Raw genomic sequence first — 24,782 nt, 5'->3', positions numbered from 1 at the left:
GACCCGCGGTCAGTGTGCCGGGGCGGTCAGGACGGCCCCGGCAGCCAGCCGAAGATTTCTGATCATTGGATTCGGGTCGCTCTTGCGGCTGACCAGGACGACCCGGCTGGGGGGAGCGCCCTCGACCGGGACGGTGACGAGGTCAGAACGCAGTGAGCTACGCCGATCGCCGACCGGTAGCACGGCGATCGCCCTGCCACTTGCGACGAGTTCGAGCTTGTCCTCGTAGCTCTCGACCGGCGGCACGCCGGCCCCGAGGATGCGGTAGGAAGCCCATTCTGCGGTCTCGAACGCGCACGGCGCCGCCTCTTCGACGGCCAGTTCTTCCGCGGTCACCGACGCGCGGCCGGCCAAGGGATGGCCGCGCGGGACCACAAGCATCCGGGGCTCCTCGTACAACGGGGTGGTGAACACGTCGTCGGCAACAAGCGGCAGCGGGGCCCGCGCGATCAGGGCGTCGACGCGCTTGTCGGACAGTGCCCCGACGTCGCGGCAGCTCAGATGCCGGGTTGCGATCTCGGCGTCGGGGTAACGACGGCGCAGTTCCCGTACGGCGGCAGTGATCACCAGGTCTTCGACGTAGCCGATGGCGATTCGTTCGCTCCGGGCTTGTTCACGCACGGCCAGCTCGGCCTGGCGGGCGGCCTGCAGCAGGGCTTGGGCCCGGGGGAGGAACGTCTGGCCGGCCGGAGTGAGTCGGGTGCCCTGGGAGGTTCGGTCCAGCAGCCGTGTGCCGAGATATTTCTCGAGCCGTTGGATCTGACGGCTCAGCGCCGGCTGGGCCACGTGCAGGTCGGCGGCGGCCCGGCCGAAGTGCTGGTGCGCCGCCACCACGGTGAAGTAGCGCACGAGTCGCAGTTCCAGGTCCTGCCCGACATCGTTCACCTGTGCAGGATACGCGTCATGCCGTTTCGGAATGATCAGGTTGCCGAACCGGTCTTGGACTGCCATGCCATCCCGGGTCTTGACTTAAGGAGCAACGTTTCCCCGAGAAAGCGACAGGCGCGATGAAGGCGATCCAGTTTCACGAAGCGGGCGGGCCGGAAGTACTGCAGTATGACGAGGTGCCGGTTCCCGAGATCGGTCCGGGCGAGGTGCTCGTCCGGGTGCACGCTGCGGGCATCAACCCGCCGGACTGGTACCTGCGTGAGGGGATGAAGGTGATGCCGGCCGAGATGAGGCCGGCGATGGAGTTCCCCCTGACCCCTGGAACGGACATGTCGGGCGTGGTCCAGGCGGTCGCTCCGGATGTGCTGGGGTTCGCCGTCGGTGACGAGGTCTTCGGCATGCTTCGGTTCCCCGGATTCGGGGGTCGGACATACGCCGAGTACGTGGCCGCGCCGGCTTCCGACCTGGCTCACAAGCCGGCCGGTATCGACCATGTGCAGGCGGCCGGGGCGCCGATGGCCGTGCTTACGGCCTGGCAGTACCTGGTTGATCTCGGCCACGACGTGCCGTCTCCTTTCACCGGCCAGGTGCACCGGCCGGTGCCGATCACGCCGGGGATGACCGTGCTGGTCAACGGGGCCGCCGGTGGAGTGGGCCACTTCGCGGTGCAGCTGGCGAAATGGAAGGGGGCACACGTCATCGCGGTGGCCTCGGGCCGGCACGAGCAGTTCCTGCGTAAGCTCGGCGCCGACGAGTTCATCGACTACACCAGGACACAGGCCGCGGACGTGGCCGCCGGCGTCGACCTGGTGATCGACACCGTCGGTGGCCCGGTCAGCTCACGCTTCCTGACCGTGCTCAGGCGCGGAGGCACCATGCTTCCGGTGTTCTTCGCCCAGTACGCCCCGGAAGAGACGGCGCGTCTGGGCATCACCGTCTCGAACATTCAGGTACGTTCCAACGGCCCCCAGCTCGCCGAGATCGGGCACCTGCTCGACGAGGGCAAGCTCCAGGTCGGGGTGGACAGCACCTATCCGCTGCCCGAGGCGGCCCGCGCACACACGCGAGCCGCGCAGGGCCACATCCAAGGCAAGATCGTGCTGAGGGTGGTCTCGTGATCGCCGAACTCCAGCAGGTGGTGGCGAACTACGCCCACGCGTCCCGGCCGACCTCATCGACGCCCTGCGCGGCGTCCACCTCCCCGACATTGCCGAGCTGCGCGCCCGTGGCGTACGGCCTCGGGGAACAGCGACCGGTAACCGTCGATAATCCAGAGTTCGGTGCGTGTTGGGTGGTTCGACGAGACCGTCCTCCACTCGCTGTGGCGATTGCAATGTCGTGGGAGGTGCACGGACCGTGGTCTTAAGGATGCGCGAAATTGCATCTATCACCCGCGGGGGGACAAGTCGAGAGAGCTGGTCTGCGTCGCACCAGAGGTCCGGGACCGGCTCGTCGTTCGGGAGGATATGGAGCCGGGAGTGCAGGTGAGCCAGCGTGCAGGGGATTTGGCCGAGGTCGCGGCGCTGCTGCGGGACTTGCGGGCCTCTGCTTCCGCGCCGGGTGAGCATTCGGTACTGCGGCTTCCCTCACACCGCGTCGACTTCGTGTTCGACTTGACCGACCGCAGGCTGGCAGCGGGCGACGTGAACGATCCGGTTGCCTCGAAGGTGCTTCGGCATGCACGAGCGGCAGCGCTGGAACTTGCAGGCAATGGGCCTGTGGGCCTCGTGCATGGTGATCTCCATCCGGCCACCGTGCTGTCTGGTCCGCGTGCCCGCTTGGTGGTGGTTGATCCGAGGCCGACGTGGGGCGACCCGGGCTTCGACGCTGTGGACTGGGTGCTTGAAGGAGTTGCGGATCCAGCCGTGCTGGAGCGGAGGGTCGAGGAGCTGGCGGCGCTGGTTCCTGGCATGTCTCCTCGTCGTGTGCTGGGTTGGTGCCGAGCCCTGGCCGCCCGCATCGCGGTCCCCAGAATGTGTGCGGGGCGGGACGACGCAGAGACTCAGTTCCTCGCGGCTCTGGCCGGCAGCTGAGTGCTCCGTCGGCCTCAGCCGATCTCGAGCCGCGATGCCTGTCAGTCGGTGTGATTGCCGGAGCGCAGCTTTTCCAGGGCGCTCCGGCGTCGGTGGCGATGCGGGTGGTGCTCTTGTCGTGGTAGCAGAGTGTCTGGGCGATGACGGGGGCGGGGGCCTGGCGGACCGATCCGGCGGATGGCGGAGGCCCGGCCCTTCTCGGCCGGGCTGCCGAGTTCACGGAGTGCGTCGCGCAGGGTGGTGGGGTTCATGGGCTGGTTTGCGCGGCGGCCGGGTGGCCCGTCCTGCGCCGTGTGGCCCATGACGGTGGGGAACTCCGGACCGTCACATCCCGGCGCCGCACCCGGAAGTAGCAATCAAACGGTCCCGCTGGCTGGGGGCGCAGGGCCGGCGCCGACCGCCACCGTGCCCGGCGCCGGGCCAGTCCGTTAGCGACCCGACTGGTGATCATGCGGTCCTTCAGGACTGGGGGCGGATGACGGCGCGGATGCAGCCGTCGGTCTTTTCTTTGAACATGTCGTACGCCGTGGGCGCTTCGTCGAGCGAGAGGCTGTGGGTCGCCAGGTGGGCCGTCTCGAACTCTCCGAGGCCAGCCGGTCCAGCAGCATCGGGATGTAGCGCTGGCCGTGCATCTGCGCGCCGCGCACGGTGAGCCCGTCGTTGATCTCCGCGCCGAGCGGGAACATGTCGACGGCTCATGCGAAGACCCCGAGGATGAAGACGGTGCCCGCCTTGCCCGCAGGCGTGGATGGCCTGGCGTACACCACCACCGACGTCGCCGCGAAACTGCGCGAACGAACCGGCGGACGCGGCCCCGACGTGTGCATTGAGGCCGTCGGTATGGAGGCCCGCAGCGACGGACCGTTTGGCGGCCCCTGCCGTCGCACCGGGCCGACGAGCGGGCGGGCGACCGGTGGCGGTGCCCGGCGGCCACCGTCGGGCGCCGGGTTTCCGCGCGCTCTCGGATGAAACGGTGACGGCCGCGAACCACAGAGAGCAGGTGGACCGCGGAGCCTGGGTACTCGTCGCGGCATGATGAAGCGCGCGCTGTGGCAGGGAGCAGTGGCCGGCACCGTCGGCGTGCTGGTGATGACGCTGGGGGAGAAGGTGGAGCAACGGGTGACCGGCCGGCCCGACTCCCACGTTCCCGCCCGGACCATGGAACGTTTGACCGGCATGCGGGAGGACCTTGGCCGCCAACCTGTGCCGGTTAACCTGGCCATGCACGTGGGGCAGGGCGCCCTCCTCGGGATTCTGCGGTCGGGGATGTCGCACGCCGGGCTGCGCGGGCCCTGGTCGTCGGGGAAGTTCGCCGTCGTCCGTGTCACCAGCGACCAGATCCTGGAGAACGCCACCGGCGTCGGCGCCCCGCCACAGACCTGGCCGCGCCGTGAACTCGTCATCGACCTGCTGCACAAGACGGTGTACGCCTTCGCCACCGGCGTTGTCGCCGATGCCCTGGCCGCCCGTTCGGGGCCCGGCCCCGGCCAACGCCACGCCGCACTGCGCCCCGGCCGTCACTCCGAGGCAGGACCTCTGGCCCGCGGGCGGTCAGGCGTGTGAGAAGTGGTCACTCCTCGGTCGTCCTGGCCACCAGCGCGCTGTACGCCAGCTGCAAGGCGTCCGCGCCGGCCAGCGCGGTGAGCGCCCCCATGCTGGTGCGGGTGGCGCGCGGCCACAGCAGCTGCCCGGCGGTGAGGGTCGAGGCCACCCAGACGCTCATGCAGAACGGGCATGTCACCAGCTCGCCGACCGTGTCCTTGGCGCCTTCGGACCGCGCCTCCTCGTGCAGCTCGGCCGGCCCTTGCGGGCCCTGGAACGTGGTGAAAGGAGCCCTCAGCGGACTGGTCACCGACGCTTTGCTCAGCAGTCGGCTCAGCCGGAAGGTAGCCACTGCGGTGAGTGCGACGTCCCACGGCACGGGCCGGTCCGGCAGGGGACGGCCGCGCATCTTGACCACCGTCGCCCACCCCGCCGTGTACACGCCGAAAGCCGCCATGGCCGTCAGATAGCCGCGCAGCGGGCGGCCTTCGTCCGCCGAGTATGTGCGTTCGGTGCGTCGCCACCGTCGCCTCAGACCTTCCGCGAAACGGCCGTCGGATGCCGCGTTCATGGCCTGCGTTCCCCTTCAGCCCGTGTCCCCGCCTCGTCCGCCTCCGCTCCGCGCTCGGCCGGTGTCTCCGTCCCGTCCGCACGGCGCAGCCTGATCTCCACGTGTCCGTCGACGACGCGGGTGTCGAACGCGGGCTGGGGTGCGGTGGCGGGGCCGCGGACGTTCCAGCCGTCCGAGAGCCGGAAGACGCTGCCGTGCCAGGGGCACTGGACACACCCGTCGCTGATCGTGCCCTCGGAGAGCGGGCCCGCCAGATGACTGCACCGCTCGGCCAGTGCGTGGAAGGTTCCGCCGGTCTCGCGCACCACCAGGACCGGCACGTTGTCCACGGTGCGCCGCACGGGCTGTCCGGCGGGGAACTCGTCCACTGTGCCGACCCCGTGCCAGCCGTCACTGACGACGTGCGGTACTTCCTCGGCGTGGTTGGCGCCGGAAGCCTGCCGGTATGCCAGGTGGCCGCCCAGCATGCCGCCCAGGCCGACCGCCGTCAGCCCGAGGAAGCCGTACGCGCGGCCCGTTCCGGACCGTCCGGTGAGGCGGCAGAAGAGCGAGGTCCCGTACAGTCCCACGGCCGCCGTGTTGGCCACGGCGTGCACCAGCCCCACCCGTTTCTGCTGACGGTGCAGTTCGGCCCAGTCGACCGCGCCCGCCAACGCGGCGGGGCCGGCCGCGGCCAGTCCCACGCCCACCAGGAGGCCGGCCTCCCGGGAACGGCCGGGCCACAGGTCGAGCACGGCTGCGGACATCCAGCTGCCGATCGGCACCTGCACCATCAGGGGGTGCACGGGATGGCCGAGCCACCGGCCGTGCAACGCGTCCCGTGCGCTGCCCAACGGGAGGGCCCGGACTCTCCTGGCCAGTACGTCGGTCGCCGCGTCCGCCCTGGGATCACGCTCCAGGGCGTCGAGCAGCCACAGCATCCGGTTCTGGCCCATACGGCGGCGACCTGGCTTCTTGCTCATGAGCGGAGGGTCCCCCCGACGACGGGGGACAAACGGCCGGTCCAGGAGGCGGAGACAGCAGCAGGGGCGCGGCCGGACTGGCGCGAAGGCCGTCGGGGAGCAGGGCGAGCGGGCGGAGCCAGGCGTCCGGGGCGACCCCGGTGAGCGCGGGAACAGACCGGCCCAGTGCTGCAGGCGTGAAGAGCAGGTCCTGGACGGTGAGGTCCGGGCGGATGATCCCCTGCTCCTGACCGCGCCGGAGCAGCTCGTCGATGGTCTCGCGGTTGTGTGCGTGGATCGCCTCCAGGGAAGTCACGCCTTCCAGGTTCGTGGCCATGAGGCCGTTGGTGCCGCGGTCTGTGGCCAGGCCCGCGAACACGGTTCGCAGGTACTGCGGCAGTCCTGTCCAGGCGTCCTCGACGGTCCGTGCCCGCTCGCCCGCCGCCGTGGTCTCCGTAAGCGCATCTCGGAAGACCTCGTCGCCGAGCACGGAGCGGGCCGTGAAGTGGCGTTAGAGGTGGCGTTGCCCACGGCCGCCCGCCGGGCGATTTCGTCGAGTGGGGCGTCCAAGCCCTGTTCTGCGAAGACCTCGCGGGCTTTGTCCGTCAGCAGCTTTCGGTTGCGCAGGCGCATCGCGGCTCCCTATCGGGGGACGGCCACCCATTGTGTCTCCCCTTTCCCGCCCGTACCGGGGAGCGTTCCCCGGTACGGATGCTATCGTCGACCGAGTAAACGGGGATAATTCCCCGTTTTGCTTCCCGCGGGTGGGGCACCCGCGGTCGTTCACGGGGGGGAGAGGCATGCCCGACACCGCACTCGTGCTCGGCGGCGGCGGGCCGGTGGGCGGAGCCTGGTTGACCGGAGTGCTCGCCGGGCTCACCGAGGCGGGGATCGATCTTTGCAGCGCCGACGTCGTGATCGGCACCTCCGCCGGTGCCGTCTTCGGCTCCCGGATCCGGTCCGGCCTCCCGGCCGCGGATCTGTACGAGCGCCAGCTCTCCGGAGCAGACGCGGTCCGTCTGCCGGTGACCGCGCGCCAAACGGCGCGCTTCCTCTGGGCGGCGCTCGGCTCCCGCGATCCTCAGCGGTCCGTCGAACGCCTCGCCCGGGCGGCGCTACGTGCCCGGACCGGTCCGGAATCGGACGTCTTCGACACGATCGGCGCGCTCCTGGGCGACGTACGCGACTGGCCCGAGCGGAACCTGCGGATCACCGCGGTCGACGCGCGGACCGGACGACTTGAGGTGTTCGACTCACACTCCGAAGTGACGCTCCTCGAAGCGGTCGCGGCGAGCTGCGCCGTACCCGTCGTGTGGCCGCCGGTCACCGTGGCGGGCCGGCGCTGGATGGACGGCGGCAGTCGTTCGACCGCCAACCTCCAGCTCGCCCGCGGGTACCGCCGGGTGCTGGCGGTCGTGCCGGTCCCCCGAGCGGTCGGGCCGCATCCGAGCGCCTCGCAGCAGGCCGCAGAACTGTCCGACGACGGGGCGCGCGTCATCCTGCTGTCCCCGGACCACGCCGCGCGCCGCGCGATGGGCCGCAACATGGCGGACGACACACGCCGACCGGCTGCCGCCCGCGCGGGCCACACCCAGGCCAGTGCACTGGCCCCTTCGGTGGCCGACGTCTGGCAGGGGTGACGCGCGTCAAAGCGCACGTTGCCAAACTCCCCTTGACCGCGGGAAGTTGAAGCCGTCTGCCACACGAGACGACGAAGCTCCTGGTAGGTGTGTTCTCGACCGGAGAACCGCCTTTACCGGAGGCTGCACGTGTTCATTTATCCGCCGGGTGTCGATGTGCCCGGCTCTGCCCTTCGCTTCCTGTCCGCCCGCCTGCGAGTGCGCCGCCGCGACCGGGCTCGCCGCCCTGATGTCGGCGCTCGCCAGCGCCTTTGCGCTGCGCGGCCTGACCCTGCGGCCCATCGTCCACAACCACCCGCCGCAGTTCAACCCCGAGCTCCACCTCCACGCCCCGGCCCCGGCGGGCGAGGACTTCGACGACAACGTCCACCCGCTCCAGTGCTGACCGCAACGCCACTCCCACCTACCACCTGCGAACGCCGCGACCGACCAGGGCGCAGCGCCCCGAACACGACTCGACTGCTGCTCACCCGATGAAGACATGAAGCCTTGCCCGGTCCCCGCCCGGCCCCGTACCCCAGAGGCCGGCCGAGGACGGGACAGGTCGCCTGGCCGAACGCACCACCCGCCGCGCTCCGCCAACACCAGCACCACGTCGACGGGGCGCAGCGCTGCCCACCGACGACTGATCACTCGTGCTCATCCCTCGCCAGCGCCGCCGGATCCGCCGGCCCCGCCCGCGGCGTCCCGGCCCTCGCTACCCGCAGCGCCCCGCCAGGCTGCCTGGCGCCTGGGGCCGCTGGTGCCCTGGAGGCGCAGGAAGCGGCGCCGCGAGATCAAGTGCGTGCCCCGCTCGGACGTGTTCCTGCCAGAGTTCGATCGCGGCGGGGCCCCGAAGGACTCGTCATTTGGGGCCAGCTCATGGACATGGGCCTCAGCCCCGGCGGCAACGACGGCCCGGTCGCGATCCTGCGCCGCAAATGGTGCTCGTACCGGGCGCAATGGTCGTGTAATCACCCCACCCGTGGCTGCCTGCTCTGGGTCGACCCGGCGACGCCCAAGCGCGTCCCGACACTCGCTTAGAACCGGTCCCCGGACCGGGCCATGGCAGCTCGCCAGACCTGCAGGGACTGCGAGAGGCGGTTTTCTTTCTGCCTCTCGAAGAAGCTCGGCTTCCTCAATGCTCGCAACGTACGCAGCCAGACGCGGCAGGTTCTCACGGACCACAACGCCCCACCCACGCCTGGGCGGCGGGAGCTGCGGGTTCGAGGTAACCATCGAAGCTCGATACAACAAGAGCTGCGGATGACTGATTAGGCGTCTGTGCCCGGGCCGCGCCGGGGCCTGGCGATGCCACAATGACTGGTGGATGTCGGGCTGGGAGCATGTCCTGCCCCGTCAGGGCTTCCCGCTGACCATGCTGGTCGGGACGGCGTGCCAGCCGGGTTTCACCGCCTCTTTGGACGACTGTCTGCGGGAGGTCTTCGGCGGGTACTGGGACATGATCTGCGGCGACTTCGACGGCGCGCTCACCTTTTCCTGGCCGGATGAGGAATGGGACTACGAGGCTGCACCGGAGGGCCGCGAGGCATGCGAGGCGGCCCGCTGGGAGCAGTTCAGCGCCGTGCTGACGACAGCTGGCTTCCCGGTGCCCGCCACCGTGCGGGACCTGTCCGAGCTCTACCTGACGTGGGGCCCGGCCCGCCGCGAGGAGACGCCGGACGGCACCCGATGGTCCATACCCGCCGCGCTGCCACTGCCCGACGACCTGCTGCGCCTGGACCCCGTACTCACCGAGCGCCTCGACGGGATCCGCCGGGCGATGCGCACCGGCCCGTTCCTCGGCACCCTCATCGAACAGCTGGTCGACGATCTCACCTCCCTGGACCGGCTGGCGGCAGCCACGGCCAGGACGTCGACGACGCCCGGCTCGCTCTCGCGGAATGTCGGCCGCGGGTGACGGAGGCCGCGCACGGCACCGTGGGGGAGTGGCGAAGCGCGCCTGGTCGTGCTCTGCGGCAACAGCGCCTCGGGCAAGTCCCCCGCCGCGGCCGGCCCGCGCGAGAGGGTGTCAGTGTCAGTGGGCGACCTTGAAGTGGGCCGCGGTATCTGACGGACCTCGGCGGGTTGCGGGCCCGGGGTTGGCCCGGTCGGCGCCCGCGCCGCACCTGTTGTGCGCCCGCGCCGCACCTGTTGTCACACCCGGTCCCTACAGTCCCTCCTATGACACCGTCGGCTCTGTCCGGCACATCCACCGCTGGCACGGGCGGAAGGAACGACGCCCGCTGCGATCACAGGAGGCCCCGTGACTCCCGAAATGCTGGACCGACTGGGCGAGTTCCGTGAGAGTGCCCTCGCTGCGGGCATCCCGCCGGACGACATCCAGCGGTGGACGGACCTTGCCCGCCCCTGCGCACTCCTGGACGCCAGGGGAGAGGGGCCGGTGGTGGGTCGGCTCGGCGGGCCCCTCATGCTTCCCGCCGACGTCCCCGACCCGTGGTGCGAGCTCGCCGCCACCGTCGACCTCGCCGCACTGCCCGCCGGAGCGACCGGTCTCGACCTACCCGCCGATGGTCACCTTCTGCTCTTCGCCGACCCCGACCCCGACGGGATCGGCGAGGAGAGCCTGGGCACCGCACTTCACATCCCCGCGGGCGCGCCCGTCGAGGAACGCCGGCTTGACCTCAGTCCGGGATGGAGGAACGTCTCAGACGAAGCGGACTTCCCTCAAGGCCCGCTCCATCTGAGGACCGCCGTCTCCCTGCCCTTCCACATCTCGGTCTACGACCCCGGGTCTCCCTTCGGTTGCAAGACCCTCCCCGAACACCCCCGTGCCCGCGAGCTGTGCGACGTGTGGACGGTCCTGCCGCACGACGACATCCACACCGGGGTCCAGTTGGGCGGGTACGCCGCGGACGAGAACGAGGTGGAGGACCCCAGCGTGGCGGCGGGACGGGAGGCGGCACGAGCGGAAGAGCGGGGCGAGAGGTCCCCGGCCGAGCCGGGCGTACGGCCCGAGGACTGGGTGTGCCTCGCGCAGTGGGAACACAGCCTCCGCGGCCTGGAGGCGGCCTTCTACTCCTGGTCGATCTCCCGGCAGGACCTGGCCGCGCGACGCTTCGACCGGGTCTACGCCACCATGACCTGGAACCCGTGATCCCATGGAGGCGGGCCGCTGTCCAGGCCCGCCTCCGGCACCCCCGGCAGGGCCTCTGAAGCACGAAGGGCCCCGGGCCGCCATGCGCCCCGGGGGCCTGTGGCCGGCCGCCGCGTCGGTGTTCAGCAGTGCGAACAGACTGTCAGGCAGCAGTTCATCAGCCCTTTACGACAGATCACGCCGGCCTGGCCCGACGCGGAATGCCATGAGCCCGTGGGGGCGATACTCGGTCAGCCGCCTGACCACACAGGATCACGGCGTGAGCGGGGGAGATACCGCGCTGGAGAAGAGGGGGAGCCAGTGGCCGCGACGGAACGCGACGCGCACGAGCAACACCGGGCCACGACCTCGGACCTGGTCTCCCGGCACGTCCGCGTCCAAGGACTCGATCTCCATGAACTGGAGTTCGACGGCCTGTACACCGCCATGGTGCGAGGAGCCGGGGAATACTCGCGTTCGAGCAGACGCTGCCGACGCGGCTGGCGGAGCCCCAGCGGCCGCGGATGTGAAGAAGCCTCGCCCCGACATTGAGGGGGCGGGTGGAGCGCCGGGCAGGGTCTTGCACCGCCCCCCGGCCTGCCCGAGCAGGGGAGTGATGCCCGCGGGCCCGTATGCTGCGCCGGTCCGGTGAACCGTCCGCTGAAGGGGTTCCGCACGGCTCCGGGCTTGGAGTCCACCGGTGGGTCGTTCAAGTTGTCCCAGACCAGCACGATCGGGCCGCCGAGCTGCTGGTGGGCGGTTTGGATCGGGTCGCGGTAGTCCTTCCAGGAGAAGCTCTTGCGCCCGTCGGGCCGGGTGTTCGGGCAAGGCCGGTAGATCAGCCGCGAGGGTTCGCCGGCCTTGTAGCAGGCCAGGGCAGCCACTGATGAGCGGCGGCGGGAGCGGCCCGGCACGCGGATCACCGGGGTGTGGCCGCGGCGGGACCAGGTGCGGGTGGTCGGCGGCGTCATCGAGAATCCGGCCTCGTCCTCGAAGGCGAGCCAGGCGTCGAGCGCCGCCACGGTCCTTCCACCTGGGATCAGGTCTCCTTCACCCAGCCGGCCACAGCCGCCTCGTCCCGCTCGAGCGCTCGGCGGGCGGGGACCTGGCAGCTCCAGCCATGCCGCTTGAGCAGGGCGGCCACCCCTTGCATGGTGTAGCTCTTGTGGAACCGGCGCCCGATCAGCGTCTTGATCCGCGACAGGGTCCAGGTCTGGTCCGGCCAGCCGTGCGCGACCGGCCCCTTGGCCAGCTCCCGCTCGAGCACGGCGAACAGCTCGTCGCTCAGCAGCGGCAGTGATGCCGGGCCCTTGGAGGCCAGGGCCCGGGACCCGTTCTGCGACCAGGCTCTGCGCCAGCGTTGAACCGACCGGACGCTGACTCGCAGGTCGTGCGCGATGACCGAGTTCTCGACGCCCTGGGCAAACCGCCCGGCCGCCTCCATCCTCAGCTCATCGCCACCGTGTCGCTGGCAGTCATGCCGTTCCTGTCTGCCGTCCAGCGCCAACCAGGGAGAGCGTCGCGTGCAGCGCCAACTCGCTACGCAAATACGCCAGTTACGAGAGGCGGCCGGCCTCTCCCTCGCCGAGGTCGCTGCGCAGATCGAGGTGAACCAGGGCTCTCTCAGCCGGATCGAGACCGGCGAACGCGGCACCACCCCCGTACTGGTCCGAGCTCTCCTCGACTGCGCCCTCCCAGACTTTGGCGTTGCCCTGCAGGCTGAAGCCCTCCTCGCGCAGCAGACCGCCCACCGTGTCCGGGCCGATCCGGTATCCCTGCCGAGTCAGTTCGGCAGGCTGGTCGGGCTGTGTGCCTGGTGGTGGGGGGAAGGAGGCCGCAGCCGTACATTCTGGCCCGGTCGATACTCGCAGGACCGGCTCGCGCTCGACCAGACGCCTGCGGCCACCGCCGACCCTGCGGATCCGACCCAGCGGGCCCTGACCGGACTCAGGTTCCCGCATGCCAAGCGACACCGCGCCCTCACGAACGCCTGCGGCGCGGGCAACCGCCCTGATCCCGCCGTGCTCGAGCGACCGGGCCTTCATCCCTATCAGCAGTCGACGCTGCCGCTCCTCCAAGTCAGGCAGCATCGCTGCGAACTTCGCTGTCAGTGCCGTCCGTTGCTCGTCCAACCCATTCATGCCAGACCAACGCCCTCAGAACGGGCCTATGAAGTGTTCGCAGTCCGGACAGCGCCTCTTGGCGCGCAGTGTCGTGTTGCCTGATGTGGCCTGTGCAGGATCAAGTTCACTGATCTTGCCCCACTGTCCTGGGGCTGGGTTGGGGATCCATCCCCATGCCGCGTCTTCGGGCGACTCCACATAGTGGACGCACGCACCCGGGATATGTGCGTAACCCCGAGGCGAGACCAGGATCCTGTCGAGGACGAAGCCCTTTGGGGCGCGCGGGGCGACAGCCGCCCCGTCTACCTCTCGAGGAGTGCTTCCGTCTGCAGGGCAGTCGCAGCCTTCCCCAATGATCAGTTCGCACCTGTCGCATCGTCGTGAGCCCATGGCTCCCATGGTCGCGCACCATTCGATGACACGTACACGGTTCCGTGTCACAGGACACCGGCCGTGGCTGCACAGCCCTGGCTATGACCCCGACCACGCTGCCGCGCGTCCCGTCCACGGCAGGTCAGGGCGTCCCTCGCCGTGCAAGCCGGCGTGGGGTTCAGGCTGCGGGAAGTGATTGAGACCATCGTGTTCGATGTCGGCGAGACGATCACCCGGGACGACCGCTACTGGGCGTCGTGGGCCGACCGGCTGGGTGTTCCTCGCCATACTCTGTCCGCGCTCGTGGGTGCTGTTGTCGCCCGGGGCAGTGACAACTGCCGAAGCTCTCCGTTTGGTGCGGCCGGGACTCGATGTCGCTGCCGAGTATCAGGCCCGTGAAGCCGCCGACCGCGGGGAAGACCTGGATGAGGGCGACCTGTACGACGACGTCCGCCCGGCACTGTCCGCACTGCGCCAGCTGGGCGTTCGCGTGGTCATCGCCGGGAACCAGACCGTACGCGCGGGTGAGTTGCTGCGGGGCCTCAATCTGCCGGCGGACCTGATCGTCACCTCGGGGGAGTGGGGTGTGGCGAAGCCGGACCCCGGGTTCTTTCAGCGGGTCGTCGAGGTCGCGCAGGCGGCACCGGGTGCGACCCTGTACGTCGGCGATCATCCGGCCAACGATGTCTTCCCTGCGAAGGCAGCCGGCCTGCGGGCGGCCCACATTCGCCGCGGCCCGTTGGGGCACTTGAGGGGGGCCGCCGCCGACGTCGTGGCAGCGGCGGACTGGCGGATCGACAGCCTCACCCAGCTCACCGACCTCGTCCGCGCCTGACCGGCATGAAACGGCCCCACCAGCCGGGAGTTGGTGGAGCCGATCCAGGTGAGCACGGAGTGAAGACGCGGGTACCGTTCGGAGTGGACGCACCGAACTGGAGCCAGGATGCCCGCATTTACGGATGGCGGTGTAGGCCGGCGGTTCGCCTACTACCGCAATGTGACGCGGCCGAGAATGACGCAGCGGCAGCTTGCCGACGCGGCGTGCGTGCGCTCGGCACCGTCCGGAAGATCGAGCGAGGCGTCACGGACGCAACCCTCGAAGCCATCGCCCATGCTCTCGGAGTCGACCCGGGCCGCCTGTGCACTGATCGCGGCGCAGTGAACACTCGTGTGCCCGACGCGCTGCCGGCGCTTTCCGCCGCGATCGCCACCTACGACGCCCCCGAGGATGGCACTGTCCGCCCGATGCATGAGCTGCGCACAGCGGTCGCGGACGCCGCCCGCTGGCGGGTCGCAGCCCAATACACGCGGATCGTCCGCGCGGTCCCGGAGTTGCTGATCGAGCTGTCCCGCGCCTACCACACGGCCCCTGCCGAAGAGCGCGCCGAACTTGCCGGGCTCCTCGTCCAGGCCTACCGCTCCGCTGACGCGGTCGCCTACAAGTTCGGTGCCTGGGACTTAGACGGTGTCTTGATTGGCTGCGACAGGGGGGCGAGCGTGAGCGTGGACCCGGGTGCTTCTCTGCGTCCTCGGTCAGATTGTGTCGACAGCGCCGTGAGGACGATCATGCGTCGATGGACATGGACTATTGGGCGGTGCTCGCGGACTCAGAGCGGGAGCGATGGGGCTACGTTCCCTGCCAGACGGTTGGGCCGCTGAGCTCGTGGCCTGGGCATCTCGTTTTGCCTCACGGGCGACCTGTGCTGGCCGGACTTCGAGTTCGATCGGGGCGGACAGCGCGCTGGCGATACGGTCCTGAGCTGGGCATCGTTCTTTAATACGGGAGAGATCGCGGGCACCTCCTGGGACATCACTCCCGCAGAGGTCTGGCATCACTGGTAGATCGCCCCTGGCGCTGGACTGCGGGGAAAGTGAGCCTCATCGGACGAGTCGGCGGTAGCAAATGAGGGCGCTGGCCATGCCGACGAAGGCGAGGAAGTGTTCCGCCGTGCGCTCGTAGCGGCGGTGCAGACGCCGGCAGCCGTTCAGCCAGGACATCGTGCGCTCGATCACCCAGCGATGCCGGCCCAGACGGCCGGACGGCTCGATACCGCGGCGGGCGATGCGTGGCACGATCTGTCGACGGCGCAACCAGCCGCGCAGGTGGTCGAAGTCGTAGCCCTTGTCCGCGTGAAGCTTGGCCGGCCGGCGGCGTCGGGGCCCGTAGCGGGAGCGGATCGGTGGGATACCGCGCATCAGCGGGATCAGGGTTTGGCTGTCGTGGAGGTTGGCGCCGGAGATACCCACCGAGATCGGCAGCCCGCTGCGGTCGCAGATGACGTGAATTTTCGACCCGAGCTTGCCGCGGTCGGTGGGATTCGGTCCAGTCAGGGGACCCCTTTGACTGCCCGGACGCTTGCCGAGTCGATCGCGCACCTCGACCAGTCCAGCTCGCCGCTCCCGCCGAGCCGGTCCAGCACCACGCGGTGCAGCTTGGCCCACACCCGGGTCGTGGACCACTCGGTGAAGCGGCGGTGGACCGTCTGCCAGGAGGCGCCGAAGACCGGCGGCAGTTGCCGCCAGGTGCAGCCCGAGGTGGCCACGAAGATGGTCGCGGCTAGGACCGCGCGGTCATCGCACCGCCGCCGGCCTCCACCTTGGGCGCGTACCGGCGCCACCGTCTGGAAGATCTCCCACAGCCCGTCCGGCACCAGCCGTTCAACTATGTCCATGTCTGGCGCAACGAGCCGGCGCCAATCAAGACACCGTCTGAGGCTGTTCACGAGTCGGTCTGAGCTGGGTGAACCGCCGGCTTTGAAGATCATTCCCCGTTCGATTCAAAATGGTTGCAGAGTGGCGTGGTGAGCGAACTGTGGGCACGCACCCTGACCTGGGCAGAAGTCGATCCGTTGCGGCATCCGTTCGAGCTGGACGAGGAGGCGGCGGAGGCATTGGCCGGTCTTGTCGCACTCTTGCTGCCCAGCCCTGAGGCCGTCGAAGAGCACTGGTGGCGCTCGCTGGACCCCGTCACCGAGTTCCTGGTGAACCGCTACGGCCGGTGGGCCTGCGGTTGGAACTGGTCTGTGGGTGAGGGGGACACCGACGGCGGGGTCGTCGACGTGTGGTGCTGTGCCCGCCACTCCGTGACGACGGCGGACACGACCGCCCCGGTGGCCGTTGCAGCCTTGCTCGAGTGGCGTGACTGGATCGAGGATTTGGCGGGGCGCTTCTCCGCCTTGGCGCCGCCATCGCACTCAACGGTGTCCCTGTCCTCTGCGGATCCCTGGCATTGGGAGCGCGCGTGCACGCGGCTGGTGACCGTGGTGGCCGACAAGACGCGGGCCGAGAGCGGCTGGTACGGGCACTGCAAGCAGGTCCTCGGATGGTTCCTCGCCTACAACGGCATTGACGAGGAACGAGGTCGCGAGATCGTGGAAAGCGCAGTCGGCGGCCGATTCGGCAGCTGGATCGCACCGGACGTCGTAGTGGTCGACACGGTGAGTTCGCGGTTCGCCCGGACCGTGGACGGAAACCGGTGACGTTCGGGCCCGGCCACCATCGGGACTCGCTCGCCGACTGGCTGCGCATTCGCACACAGATCTCTTGGCCGTACTGGAGTGGCGCTCACCCGGGCGCGGGGGCACCGGCATACGACGGTGTCCGGGACTTCTTCACCACCACACGCGGCAGCCGCGACGCCGAAGGGACCAAGCAGATCCTGACCGCCCTTGACCTGGCCCTCGCCGACGCGGCACAGGGCAGACGGCTGAGCTTCGACCTCATGGAGAACTGGCAACGGACAGTTCTGCACCAACCTTCCGCCCCTTTTCCGCACAGAGCCGGCCTTCGCGAAGGGTGGGCTGGAACGCTACGGCCTGCCACCCAGCACTCCGTCGTTGTTCGAGAGCTGTTTGTCCGAGAGCTCTCAACCGGACCTGCCCCTCCCCTCACGTGCGGCCCGGACCTACCTCGACGTCCTGTTCTTCCATCCGTTCGAAGACGGCAACGCCCGCGCGGCCATGCTGGCACTGGCCTTCGTCCTTGCCCGCGAAGGCGCCCCACGCGACCAGGTACACCCACTGCAAGCCACCCGCTGGGCCGACGACGCCGACGGCGCGGTCGATCTTGCGGTGCTGCTTGGGGTCCTGGTCACCGCGGCGGAGCGCCGCCTGTCCAACGGAAGCAAGTCACGACCAGAGGGAGGATCGCAGCGCGGTGTGCAGGTTGCGGGCCTGGTCGCTGCCCGCGTTCTTCGGGTACGGGGCCAAGGAACTGATCGTGAGCTAAGGAGGCAGCACCATGACTCTTGCCGCGGGTGGCGCGAGTAGTGGGAGCGCGGTGATCAGCGTCATCTTGGGCGTCGTGTTCATCGCGGCGGTCCTGATCGTGGTGCTGACTAAGAACCTCAGACGCTGATGCGACCGTTCCGATCAGAGAGCACATCGTCACCTTGCGCGGCGCTCTGTCCGCCGTACCGCCACGGCCGCCGACGGTACGGCAGGTGACCGGCTGGCTCACCCGTCACCCCACCGCACTGAGCGAGGAGGACCGGGCCGGAAGGAGGTCCTGGCCCGCTGTCCCGATCTGGACACGGCAGCCGGACACGTCTGCGATCTCGGCGAGATGCTTACCGGCCGCCTCGGCGCCACGCTCCCCGCCTGGATCGACGCAGTCCTCGCCAGCCAGCTGCCTGGTCTCACCGAAAACGCAGTCCATCTGCTCCGGGACCTCGACGCCATGACCGCTGGCCTCTCCCTGGACTGGAGCTCAGGTGAAGGTGCCGTGAACCGGATCAAGAAGATCAAGCGGCAGCTCTACGGGCGAGCTGGATTGGCCTGATCGGCGAGAGGACGAGTGCGGCACGTGATGGGAGGCGTACAGGCGGCTTTGACCGAACTGCGGCAGCAGCATTGGCCCGACTGTCCTCCGGTTGGGTACAAGCTCCGTGACCCGTACCGGAATGTACGGGAATCTCTGGCTGCGCTTCCACAACCTGCTGCAATCGAAGCGGTACGCGGAGGACGAGGGCGAGTACGCCGTCGTCCTGGGGCGGTACAACACGGTCCTCGATGAGTTGTTCGCCGATGGAGACGTGTACGTGATCACACCGGTCCGAACGACCGACGTCGAGGTTCCCCCGTTCCAGCCCGAGGTCGATTACTGGCAGAGCCTGCTGGTGGAGGACGGTCCTGACCCGGAGTTCCGCGCCTACTGCCCCCTCTTCGCCGCCCGCCGTCCTTGGCATCATGGCTGCCTTGATGAGCTGCTCCGAGACATCGCTGGCGACAAGGTGGCGGGAGTCCTCGTCAGCGACACCCAGATGCGCCGCATCCACCATCCCTACGACGGCGGCGCCGACGTCTTCCCCGCTAGGGACTGTCTCCTTGAACCGTCCGTGAGATCGTCGTGCGCGTGATCGAGTCCTGGGTGATCAATGACGACAGCCCTGTTCCTGTGTCGTCCGAGGTGGTGCTGGAGGCTCTTCGGTTGAGGGTTGACAGCGGGCAGCTTGAGACATGGCTGACGAGTTCGTCCGGCCGATCGCTGGCCTTCATGACGAATACCGAGCGTGCGATGGTGATGCTGCTCGAAGAAGAGGGCGATCCCGGCGAGCATGCCGTAGACCCCGGGGCTCAGGGGGTGAGCGACGGGTTTGTCCTCTGCAACGGGCAGGCGGACGAGTATCCGGATGAGGACACCGTTGCCATCGGTGAGGCGTTCAGGCTCGTGGAGCAGATCATCGGCACGGGGTCCTGGCCGACGGACGCGCGCTGGGTGGTCGATCGCTGAGCGGGCTGTCTCCGGGCCCAGATGAGGATGGCGGCGAGGTGGAGTGCGGCCTGGTAGGCGATGGCGAGCTTGTCCGTTCGCATGGCCAGGCCACGCCACTGCTTGAGCCGGTTGATGCATCGCTCGACCGTGTTGCGCTGCTTGTAGGCATCGGCGTCGAAGGCTGGCGGTCGGCCGCCGATGCGGCCTCGCCGCAGACGGTGGTTGATCTGGTCGGAGGGCTGAGGGATGACAGCGCGGATTCCACGTCGGCGGAGGTGGTTCCGGATCGCCCGGGATGAATAGGCGCGGTCCGCCAGGACGACATCCGGGCGGGTCCTCGGTCTACCGGGTCCGCTCCGCGGAACACGGATGGCGGCCCTGACGGTCTCGAAGGCCGGGGCGTCGCCCGCCTGCCCTGCGGTGACGCGAAGGGCCAGGGGCCGTGCATGGTCGTCGCTGGCGAGATGGACCTTCGTGCTCAGGCCGCCGCGGGAGCGTCCGAGCGCGTGGTCGTCGGGTTCGGTCCGGCCTGGAGCCCCCTTTTTCCTGGCTCCGGCGGCGTGCTGGTGGGCCCGGCAGACGGTGGAGTCCACCGACACGGTCCAGCCGATGTCGTCAGCGTCCTCGGCCGCTGCCAGGACCGCGGCAAGGATGCGTTCCCAGGTGCCGTCCACGGCCACCTGAGCAGCCGTTTGTGAGCGGTCCGGAACGAGCCGAGCCCGTCCGGCAGGTCCCGCCAGGGCGAGCACGTGCGGTACTTCCATGCGATGGCCTCCAGGGTGCGACAGTGATCGGCCCACCGCCGACCACGGACCGGATCGGCCGGCATCAGCGGCTCGATTAGATCCCACATCGCATCAGTGATCACCAATCGGACGGACACATCCGATCAACTGACCAACCGACCAAAGGGACACGTTCTAGAAGAGGTCGGCCGAGGTGCCCTGCGTGAGGTTCTCGAGGATCGTGCGCAGCCACGGACTGCGCACGGCTGGTAGCCGGACCAAGGTGTGCTGGAACGTTCCCCGGTCGGCCCGGAACAGGTGGCTGGGAATCGGGGGGAGCGGGTCGTCGCGGAGTACGTCTTGGGGTATGCGGCCCGATGCGGGAACCGGCAAGTACGGCTGGGGAGAGACCAGCCACAGCCATACCCCCAGCGGCAGGGGCACCGGGTATGCCGACGCAGTCGGGCTGGCGGGGGTCCAGGTCTGACCTGTCTGGGGATGGACCGGTACGAGGAGGATGTCGACGCCCGCGCCCGGGGAGGGCCGTCCCGGGCCGGCCAGGACGGCGCGCCGCTTCGGGGGGCCTGTCGGCAGCAGGGCGTCCAGCGCGCGTTGGAACACGTCCGCGGTCAGACCGCCTGGGACCTTCACCGGCTGCCCTTGCGAGGCAACCAGCAGGTGGGCGAGCGCCTGGCCGGCTGCGGCCTCCCACTGCGGGCTCCACGACCAGTAGTGGTTCGACCCCAACCGTCCGCCCCACGTGGCAATCGGCTCGAACGGGGGCGTTTTCTCCCCCTTCTCTGCCAGCTCCGCCCAAGCAAGGGGCGCAGCGTGGATACCGTCAACGGGGATGCGGCGCACGGCGTCCGGGCTGAGCCGCACCGCCTGCCAGAGCGAACAGTCGTCGACCCTGGTCGCCACAGGGAGGTCGCACGCCTCGCAGGCCAAGTTGGGCCCGTCGGCCCCGTCGAGGCCACAGCAGGCACCGCCGCGCTTCTCAGGAATCAGCCGGGTTCCACGGATATCACCGGGCGCGATGACACTCGCCCCGGGCGTACTGTCGGACAGGGCGTAGACCGGCGCGTAGATGCCGCGTGCCTCCGCCTCGCCCGGATCGATCTCCTCCCACATCCGCCACGGCCCTCCCCAGGGGTCCAAGTCCACGGCAAACGTCCCGGACTCCATGAGCACCGGAAGCTGGGCCCCGTTCCCGTACTTCTGACGGGCGTGGACTGGCAGTGAGACCTGGGACAGCGGGGTGGTCAACTCGGTGCCGCATCCCGCACACACGGAAACGAACAAATGTCCTCCGCCGGGGAATCAGACGCATCGTCGCAGCTCGCCAGCAGCCAGCCAACATGTTTTCTCATCCGTGCGGGAACGGCACCTGCCACCGTCGTGGAGTCTCAACGCAGCGCGGGCAAGTGCCAGCCGCCGCCTCCGGCTATGGCAAGCGGCTCACTCGGTGTTCGAATTTCCGGTGTGCTGTGGCGCCTTCCGAAGTGATGAACATGTGCTGCCCGTTCTCGGGCTCTGGCTCAACTTCTGTGACGTGACCCCGTGAGCCGGATTGTCGTGAACATTCGGGGATACGTGAAAAGGGAACCACCGAAAGGGACAGGAGGACCTCATGCAAGGTGGCATGACGCCTCTGAGGAATCGCTACCTCGCTGCGTGCTTTATCGTCGTCATGTACCTGTTGCTCGGCGCCCTGTTGGCCGGCTTGCTCGCTGCGGCGCTCTCGCCCAGCGGCGTGTGGGCAGGAGCGGCAGCTCTCATGGGCGGGGCTCTTGGGGTCAGCTTCGGTGCGTGGCGTCTCCGACGGACGCCCGAGGACGAACGCGCCGACGACCACATCTACTAGGCACAAGGCCGTCGTTAAACGTGCGCCCGCGTCACACAACTTGCGCCAGAACCCGTCCTCGTGACCGAAGCCACTCGGCCGGACCGTCTTACGGCTCACCCTCCGCCCGCGCGGAGAGAACATGACCTTAAAAGGTGGCCGCTAACGTTGACCCACGGTTTACCTCCGCTCGCGCGGAAGCGGGCCAGGTGAGGATCCCGCCGGCAGAACGCACCAGAATGGGCGTACGGTTTACCTCCGCTGGTGCGAAGAGGACTGCGACAGCCCCACTGCTGGGGCCTCCGAAGCCGGCTCACCTCCGCTCGCGCAGAGAGGCCCATGCAGCGCGCACAGGCAAGGCGGAGCCTGACGTGATTGCTACCGTTTGTCCATGGCCCGTGATGCCGCCGTGGTGAACGAAGCAGCACCCGCAGCATGGGAGACCTGCTGGCTCCTCGATAACGGCATCACCGCCGAACTGTTCGGCTCCCTCAGCCGCGCCGACCGGCATCTCGCCGCGCTGCGCAAGCGCACTCTAACCGGCTTGCGCGCCTGGGCCGCCGATGGCAGTGCACTGAGTGCGCAGGGTTCCCCAGTACGCACTCGGACGAGGCCTGCGCATTACGAGTGCACATCGAGAACGAACACCCTCCTTGTGGTCCGACAACGACCGGACGTTCATTGTGTCGGAGTGCCCTTGGTGTAGCGCACGCGTGAGCGGCCATGCACTCCTTCGTCCAATCCACCATTTGGTTGTTTGAGACCGGGGCCCTTTAGTTCACTCCATGTCATTCCAGGTCCACGACGGGGCGGCGCTACCGTTGGGTTCACGTCCGAGTCGGAACTGCTCTCCGTTTCCGTCACGGCTCATGAACAGATCGAAGTGCCCGGCGGCCGGAAGCCCGCGAACTCCCCAAGGACCCGGCGCCGGTGGTTCGGCTTGTGGTCGCCGCACAGCCAGTCGGCCCAGATCGTCTTCGGGTACCGCTCCGGATCGGCGGCATGCAGCCGCGCGGCGACGTCCGTGAGACCAGCCGCGAACGCCTCAGCCTCCTTCACCTGGTGGTGAAAGACGAGCGTCCGACGGATGCCCTCCTCCGACGACGCCTTCAACAGCGCCGTCTGCAACGCCGCGAGCCGCGCCCCACGCACCTGGTCCGAGCGGCCCCCCACCCCCAGCAGCTGGGCGGCCTGGAGCTGGGTGTCGGTGACGTCCACACACACCACCTGATACGGCGCACAGATCCCCCGGTCGATCGCCTCCGACAACGTCAGCGTGTAGCAGCGCGCGCCGAACAACCCGTCCGGGCCGTCCTCCATCGAGGCCACCAGCTCTCCCGGCGCGCCCGGCACAGCCTCGGAGTCGTCGTCGAGCTGCCACAGCCGCGGCGTGGCCGTCATATAGAGACGGCGCAGGGCCGGGATGCGGGTGTTGTCGTGGACGACCGCCCACGGCCTGCCGATCCGCCCCGACGTCCGGTGCGCCTCGTTTACGACGATCAGCGACCACCCCGGAAGGCCTGCGGCGTGCGCACGCTCGAGCGTGCCGAGCCCGAGGGAGGCGTACGTGGCGAAGACGGTGACCTTGTCGAGCGGCCGCACCCAGGCAACCAGCTCACCCGCGGCCATGGTATTCGGGAAGGACGCTTCCTCACCCCGCAGGGAAGAGACGCCGATCATCGGTCCTATGCGGCCTTCCTCCCGCCACGCAGCCTCGGTCTGGGCGAGCAGATCCAACGAGGGCACGAGGACCAGCACACGGCCCGCGCGGAGCTCCTCGGCGCTTCGGGCGGCCACCAAGGTCTTGCCCGATCCGGTCGCCATGATCACCTCAGTCCGCAACCCCCGCTCCGGCACAATAGATCTTGCAGAAAATTCAAGCGCCCGAACTACCGCGTCCACGGCTTCCCGCTGATGAGGACGCAGTTTCCTCACCGCCATGACAGTCCACCCTCTCCCACCAGCCGGACAACACCGCACCCACACCACGGCACAACCAAATGACCATGTCAGGACGGGTCTGACTTCCAGCACCTACACCCCGGCACCGGAGCCGCACCGCCCCGACATGGGCACACACGAACACCCTCAAGCAGGCCACAGAACTCACAATGACGGTGCCTCACAGATCCAGAATCTATCGCAGCCACAAAATGAAGCAAAGGCTCAGAGAATCAGCGGAAACATCGAGGGTACTCCCCGTCTGTCACTGTCCATCCTGCAGGAGAGAGTCATGACACAGACCATTGGAAATGGCGAGGGCAACCGGTTCTGCAAGGCGTGCGGCACGCCGGCCGAAGACGGGAAACTGTGCAATCACTGCGGCGCGGTCCTGGACCTCCCCGACAGTGCAGGGCTGGTCGAGGACCAAGGCGCGGCAGTGCGACGTGACTTCGAAGGACGCACCCAACCGTAGGAGGTGCGACCATCTGCCCCGCGGGGGTAGTCGATGGGCATGGCAGATCGTTCGTATCCGTTATCCGAGGGCCAGGCCGAGACCTTGCGGACAGCGCGGTGGGTGCAGCTCGCAGTGGCTGTCCTCATGCTGGTCTGGTTCGGGCTGGCATTGTGGCGCAAGGAGTACGGGCCGGCCGGGTTCAACCTGTGGTTCCCGGGAGTCTGCGCACTGCTCTGGCCGGCTCTCGCCGTCCAGAGCTTCACCCGCTTGAGGCGCCATCAGCACGCGATCCGAACAGGAAGCGAAAACTCTTCCCCGTAACTGCTCAGGCCGTAGCGCAAGGCTCGGTGACGACCGGCCACCGGGGTAGCCGAGTGGTATGCAGAGCCAAGGATGGTTGGCCCGGGTGTGGTCCCGGCGGTGGGCGCGTTGGGCGGTTGTTGTGGCCGTGTACGGGACGGCTGCGGCGGTGTGGCGTGCCCTTACGAGTAGGACGTGGTTCGACGCGTTTGTCTTTGCTGTCCTTGTGGCCGTGGTCAACGTGGTGGCCCATTGGGTGGCGAACCGGGCCAGGAGGAGAGCAGCAGCACGCGACAACTGAGTGACCCCAGCCCGCCCCCCCCTTCCCCCTTGCTGCCCGGGCCGAAGGCCCGTTGACGGCACCGCGCAGCGGGGCCGGCCCCAGGGCGCGCGGCGCCCCCAGTGGCTGGAGCGCAGCGGAAGCCACTCATGGGGTCGAAGACCCCACAGTCCCGGGAGCGCAGCGGACGGGACGTCACCAGCCTTGCTGCGCAAGGCTGATGAGCGGGATGCGCAGCATCCCGCCAGCGCTCACGCGGAGCGTGAGCGCAACCCCCCGCGCGCAGCGCGGGGGGTTCGCTTGCCCATCGCGCAGCGATGGGGGACCCGCTCCGCGGG

The 24,782-nt window shown here is 69.0% G+C and carries 18 protein-coding genes and 8 pseudogenes; 15 read left to right on the top strand and 11 right to left on the bottom strand.

The genetic code is table 11. The features are described 5' to 3' along the window. Positions 1-9 precede the first annotated feature (9 nt). Positions 10-951 carry a LysR family transcriptional regulator gene (locus IE172_RS26695; protein ID WP_229886440.1) on the bottom strand — a complete coding sequence of 314 codons (942 nt, stop codon included), beginning with the start codon at positions 949-951 and terminating at the stop codon, positions 10-12. A gap of 56 nt (positions 952-1,007) precedes the next feature. Here IE172_RS26695 and IE172_RS26690 point away from each other — a divergent pair, with 56 nt between their 5' ends. From IE172_RS26690 to IE172_RS26680, 3 genes are all read left to right on the top strand, one after another. Beyond that, positions 1,008-2,006: an NADP-dependent oxidoreductase gene (locus tag IE172_RS26690; protein WP_190099870.1), complete on the top strand. Its 999-nt coding sequence runs from the start codon at positions 1,008-1,010 to the stop codon at positions 2,004-2,006. 360 nt (positions 2,007-2,366) lie between these two features. Further along, complete coding sequence (locus IE172_RS26685; RefSeq protein ID WP_190099869.1) at positions 2,367-2,921, top strand: aminoglycoside phosphotransferase family protein; 555 nt, start codon at positions 2,367-2,369, stop codon at positions 2,919-2,921. 1,032 nt (positions 2,922-3,953) lie between these two features. Further along, positions 3,954-4,484 (top strand): hypothetical protein, encoded by a 531-nt coding sequence (locus IE172_RS26680; protein ID WP_190099868.1) that lies wholly within the window; start codon positions 3,954-3,956, stop codon positions 4,482-4,484. 7 nt (positions 4,485-4,491) lie between these two features. On the opposite strand, the gene IE172_RS26675 is transcribed toward IE172_RS26680, so the two are convergent. The 3 genes and pseudogenes from IE172_RS26675 to IE172_RS26665 all read right to left on the bottom strand — a co-directional run bounded on the left by IE172_RS26675 (position 4,492) and on the right by IE172_RS26665 (position 6,608). Beyond that, complete coding sequence (locus IE172_RS26675) at positions 4,492-5,034, bottom strand: DUF1360 domain-containing protein (protein WP_190099867.1); 543 nt, start codon at positions 5,032-5,034, stop codon at positions 4,492-4,494. Next, positions 5,031-5,969 carry a Rieske (2Fe-2S) protein gene (locus IE172_RS26670; protein WP_190099990.1) on the bottom strand — a complete coding sequence of 313 codons (939 nt, stop codon included), beginning with the start codon at positions 5,967-5,969 and terminating at the stop codon, positions 5,031-5,033. The genes IE172_RS26675 and IE172_RS26670 overlap by 4 nt, the downstream gene beginning before the upstream one ends. Further along, positions 5,923-6,608, bottom strand: a pseudogene (locus tag IE172_RS26665) (TetR/AcrR family transcriptional regulator). Before IE172_RS26665 ends, IE172_RS26670 begins: the two are co-directional and overlap by 47 nt. A gap of 167 nt (positions 6,609-6,775) precedes the next feature. On the opposite strand from IE172_RS26665, the gene IE172_RS26660 reads away from it, so the two are divergent. The 4 genes and pseudogenes from IE172_RS26660 (at position 6,776) to IE172_RS26645 (ending at position 10,712) form a co-directional block, all read left to right on the top strand. After that, a complete protein-coding gene (locus IE172_RS26660) occupies positions 6,776-7,615 on the top strand; it encodes a patatin-like phospholipase family protein (protein ID WP_190099866.1) in 840 nt (279 codons plus the stop codon). Positions 7,616-7,744: 129 nt separating this feature from the next. Beyond that, a pseudogene (locus tag IE172_RS35510) lies at positions 7,745-7,873 on the top strand (IS5/IS1182 family transposase); the annotation flags it as partial. Between the two features lie 1,051 nt (positions 7,874-8,924). Continuing rightward, a complete protein-coding gene (locus IE172_RS26650) occupies positions 8,925-9,515 on the top strand; it encodes a DUF6042 family protein (RefSeq protein WP_229886434.1) in 591 nt (196 codons plus the stop codon). Positions 9,516-9,860: 345 nt separating this feature from the next. Further along, the gene (locus tag IE172_RS26645; RefSeq protein ID WP_229886432.1) at positions 9,861-10,712 is read left to right on the top strand and encodes a YwqG family protein; all 852 of its coding nucleotides are present in this window, start codon (positions 9,861-9,863) and stop codon (positions 10,710-10,712) included. 686 nt (positions 10,713-11,398) lie between these two features. Here IE172_RS26645 and IE172_RS35505 read toward each other — a convergent pair. After that, positions 11,399-12,135 (bottom strand): annotated as a pseudogene (locus tag IE172_RS35505) (winged helix-turn-helix domain-containing protein); the annotation flags it as partial. On the opposite strand from IE172_RS35505, the pseudogene IE172_RS35500 reads away from it, so the two are divergent. Next, positions 12,089-12,316: pseudogene (locus tag IE172_RS35500) on the top strand (helix-turn-helix domain-containing protein); the annotation flags it as partial. The pseudogenes IE172_RS35505 and IE172_RS35500 overlap by 47 nt on opposite strands. Before the next feature lie 63 nt (positions 12,317-12,379). On the opposite strand, the pseudogene IE172_RS35495 reads toward IE172_RS35500, so the two are convergent. Both IE172_RS35495 and IE172_RS35490 read right to left on the bottom strand, forming a co-directional pair. Beyond that, positions 12,380-12,484: pseudogene (locus IE172_RS35495) on the bottom strand (ISAzo13-like element transposase-related protein); the annotation flags it as partial. Positions 12,485-12,582: 98 nt separating this feature from the next. Then, positions 12,583-12,832, bottom strand: a pseudogene (locus IE172_RS35490) (ISAzo13 family transposase); the annotation flags it as partial. Positions 12,833-13,378: 546 nt separating this feature from the next. On the opposite strand from IE172_RS35490, the pseudogene IE172_RS26630 reads away from it, so the two are divergent. Further along, positions 13,379-14,021: pseudogene (locus tag IE172_RS26630) on the top strand (HAD family hydrolase). A gap of 1,043 nt (positions 14,022-15,064) precedes the next feature. On the opposite strand, the gene IE172_RS26625 reads toward IE172_RS26630, so the two are convergent. After that, positions 15,065-15,858, bottom strand: a protein-coding gene (locus tag IE172_RS26625) for an IS5 family transposase (RefSeq protein ID WP_190099864.1) whose coding sequence is annotated in 2 segments (ribosomal slippage) — positions 15,065-15,525 and positions 15,525-15,858 — 795 coding nt in all. Because the reading frame shifts where the segments join, the coding sequence is not laid out codon by codon here. A gap of 129 nt (positions 15,859-15,987) precedes the next feature. Between IE172_RS26625 and IE172_RS26620 the strand changes: the two genes are divergently transcribed. From IE172_RS26620 to IE172_RS26600, 5 genes are all read left to right on the top strand, one after another. Continuing rightward, entirely contained in the window at positions 15,988-16,665 is a 678-nt protein-coding gene (locus IE172_RS26620; protein WP_229886430.1) for a hypothetical protein, read from the top strand. A 357-nt stretch (positions 16,666-17,022) separates the two neighbouring features. Beyond that, on the top strand, positions 17,023-17,454 hold the full coding sequence (locus IE172_RS26615; RefSeq protein WP_356083143.1) for a Fic family protein: 432 nt from the start codon (positions 17,023-17,025) through the stop codon (positions 17,452-17,454). Between the two features lie 295 nt (positions 17,455-17,749). Then, positions 17,750-17,965 carry a hypothetical protein gene (locus IE172_RS34830; protein ID WP_229886482.1) on the top strand — a complete coding sequence of 72 codons (216 nt, stop codon included), beginning with the start codon at positions 17,750-17,752 and terminating at the stop codon, positions 17,963-17,965. Positions 17,966-18,071: 106 nt separating this feature from the next. Beyond that, the gene (locus IE172_RS26605) at positions 18,072-18,542 is read left to right on the top strand and encodes a DUF3885 domain-containing protein (protein ID WP_229886429.1); all 471 of its coding nucleotides are present in this window, start codon (positions 18,072-18,074) and stop codon (positions 18,540-18,542) included. Next, the gene (locus tag IE172_RS26600; protein WP_190099862.1) at positions 18,539-18,916 is read left to right on the top strand and encodes a hypothetical protein; all 378 of its coding nucleotides are present in this window, start codon (positions 18,539-18,541) and stop codon (positions 18,914-18,916) included. The genes IE172_RS26605 and IE172_RS26600 overlap by 4 nt, the downstream gene beginning before the upstream one ends. Here IE172_RS26600 and IE172_RS26595 read toward each other — a convergent pair. From IE172_RS26595 to IE172_RS26585, 3 genes and pseudogenes are all read right to left on the bottom strand, one after another. Next, positions 18,913-19,751 (bottom strand): annotated as a pseudogene (locus IE172_RS26595) (IS5 family transposase); the annotation flags it as partial. The gene IE172_RS26600 and the pseudogene IE172_RS26595 sit on opposite strands and share 4 nt — an antisense overlap. A 67-nt stretch (positions 19,752-19,818) precedes the next feature. Next, positions 19,819-20,925: a hypothetical protein gene (locus tag IE172_RS26590; protein WP_190099861.1), complete on the bottom strand. Its 1,107-nt coding sequence runs from the start codon at positions 20,923-20,925 to the stop codon at positions 19,819-19,821. Between the two features lie 1,408 nt (positions 20,926-22,333). Next, positions 22,334-23,407: a DEAD/DEAH box helicase family protein gene (locus tag IE172_RS26585; protein WP_438817026.1), complete on the bottom strand. Its 1,074-nt coding sequence runs from the start codon at positions 23,405-23,407 to the stop codon at positions 22,334-22,336. A gap of 292 nt (positions 23,408-23,699) precedes the next feature. Between IE172_RS26585 and IE172_RS26580 the strand changes: the two genes are divergently transcribed. Further along, positions 23,700-23,882 (top strand): hypothetical protein, encoded by a 183-nt coding sequence (locus tag IE172_RS26580; protein WP_190099860.1) that lies wholly within the window; start codon positions 23,700-23,702, stop codon positions 23,880-23,882. The last annotated feature ends 900 nt before the right edge of the window (positions 23,883-24,782 follow it).

It is taken from the genome of Streptomyces griseoflavus, assembly GCF_014649995.1.
Taxonomy (GTDB): Bacteria; Actinomycetota; Actinomycetes; order Streptomycetales; family Streptomycetaceae; genus Streptomyces; species Streptomyces griseoflavus.
This window is presented reverse-complemented; position numbering and strand designations above follow the sequence as displayed.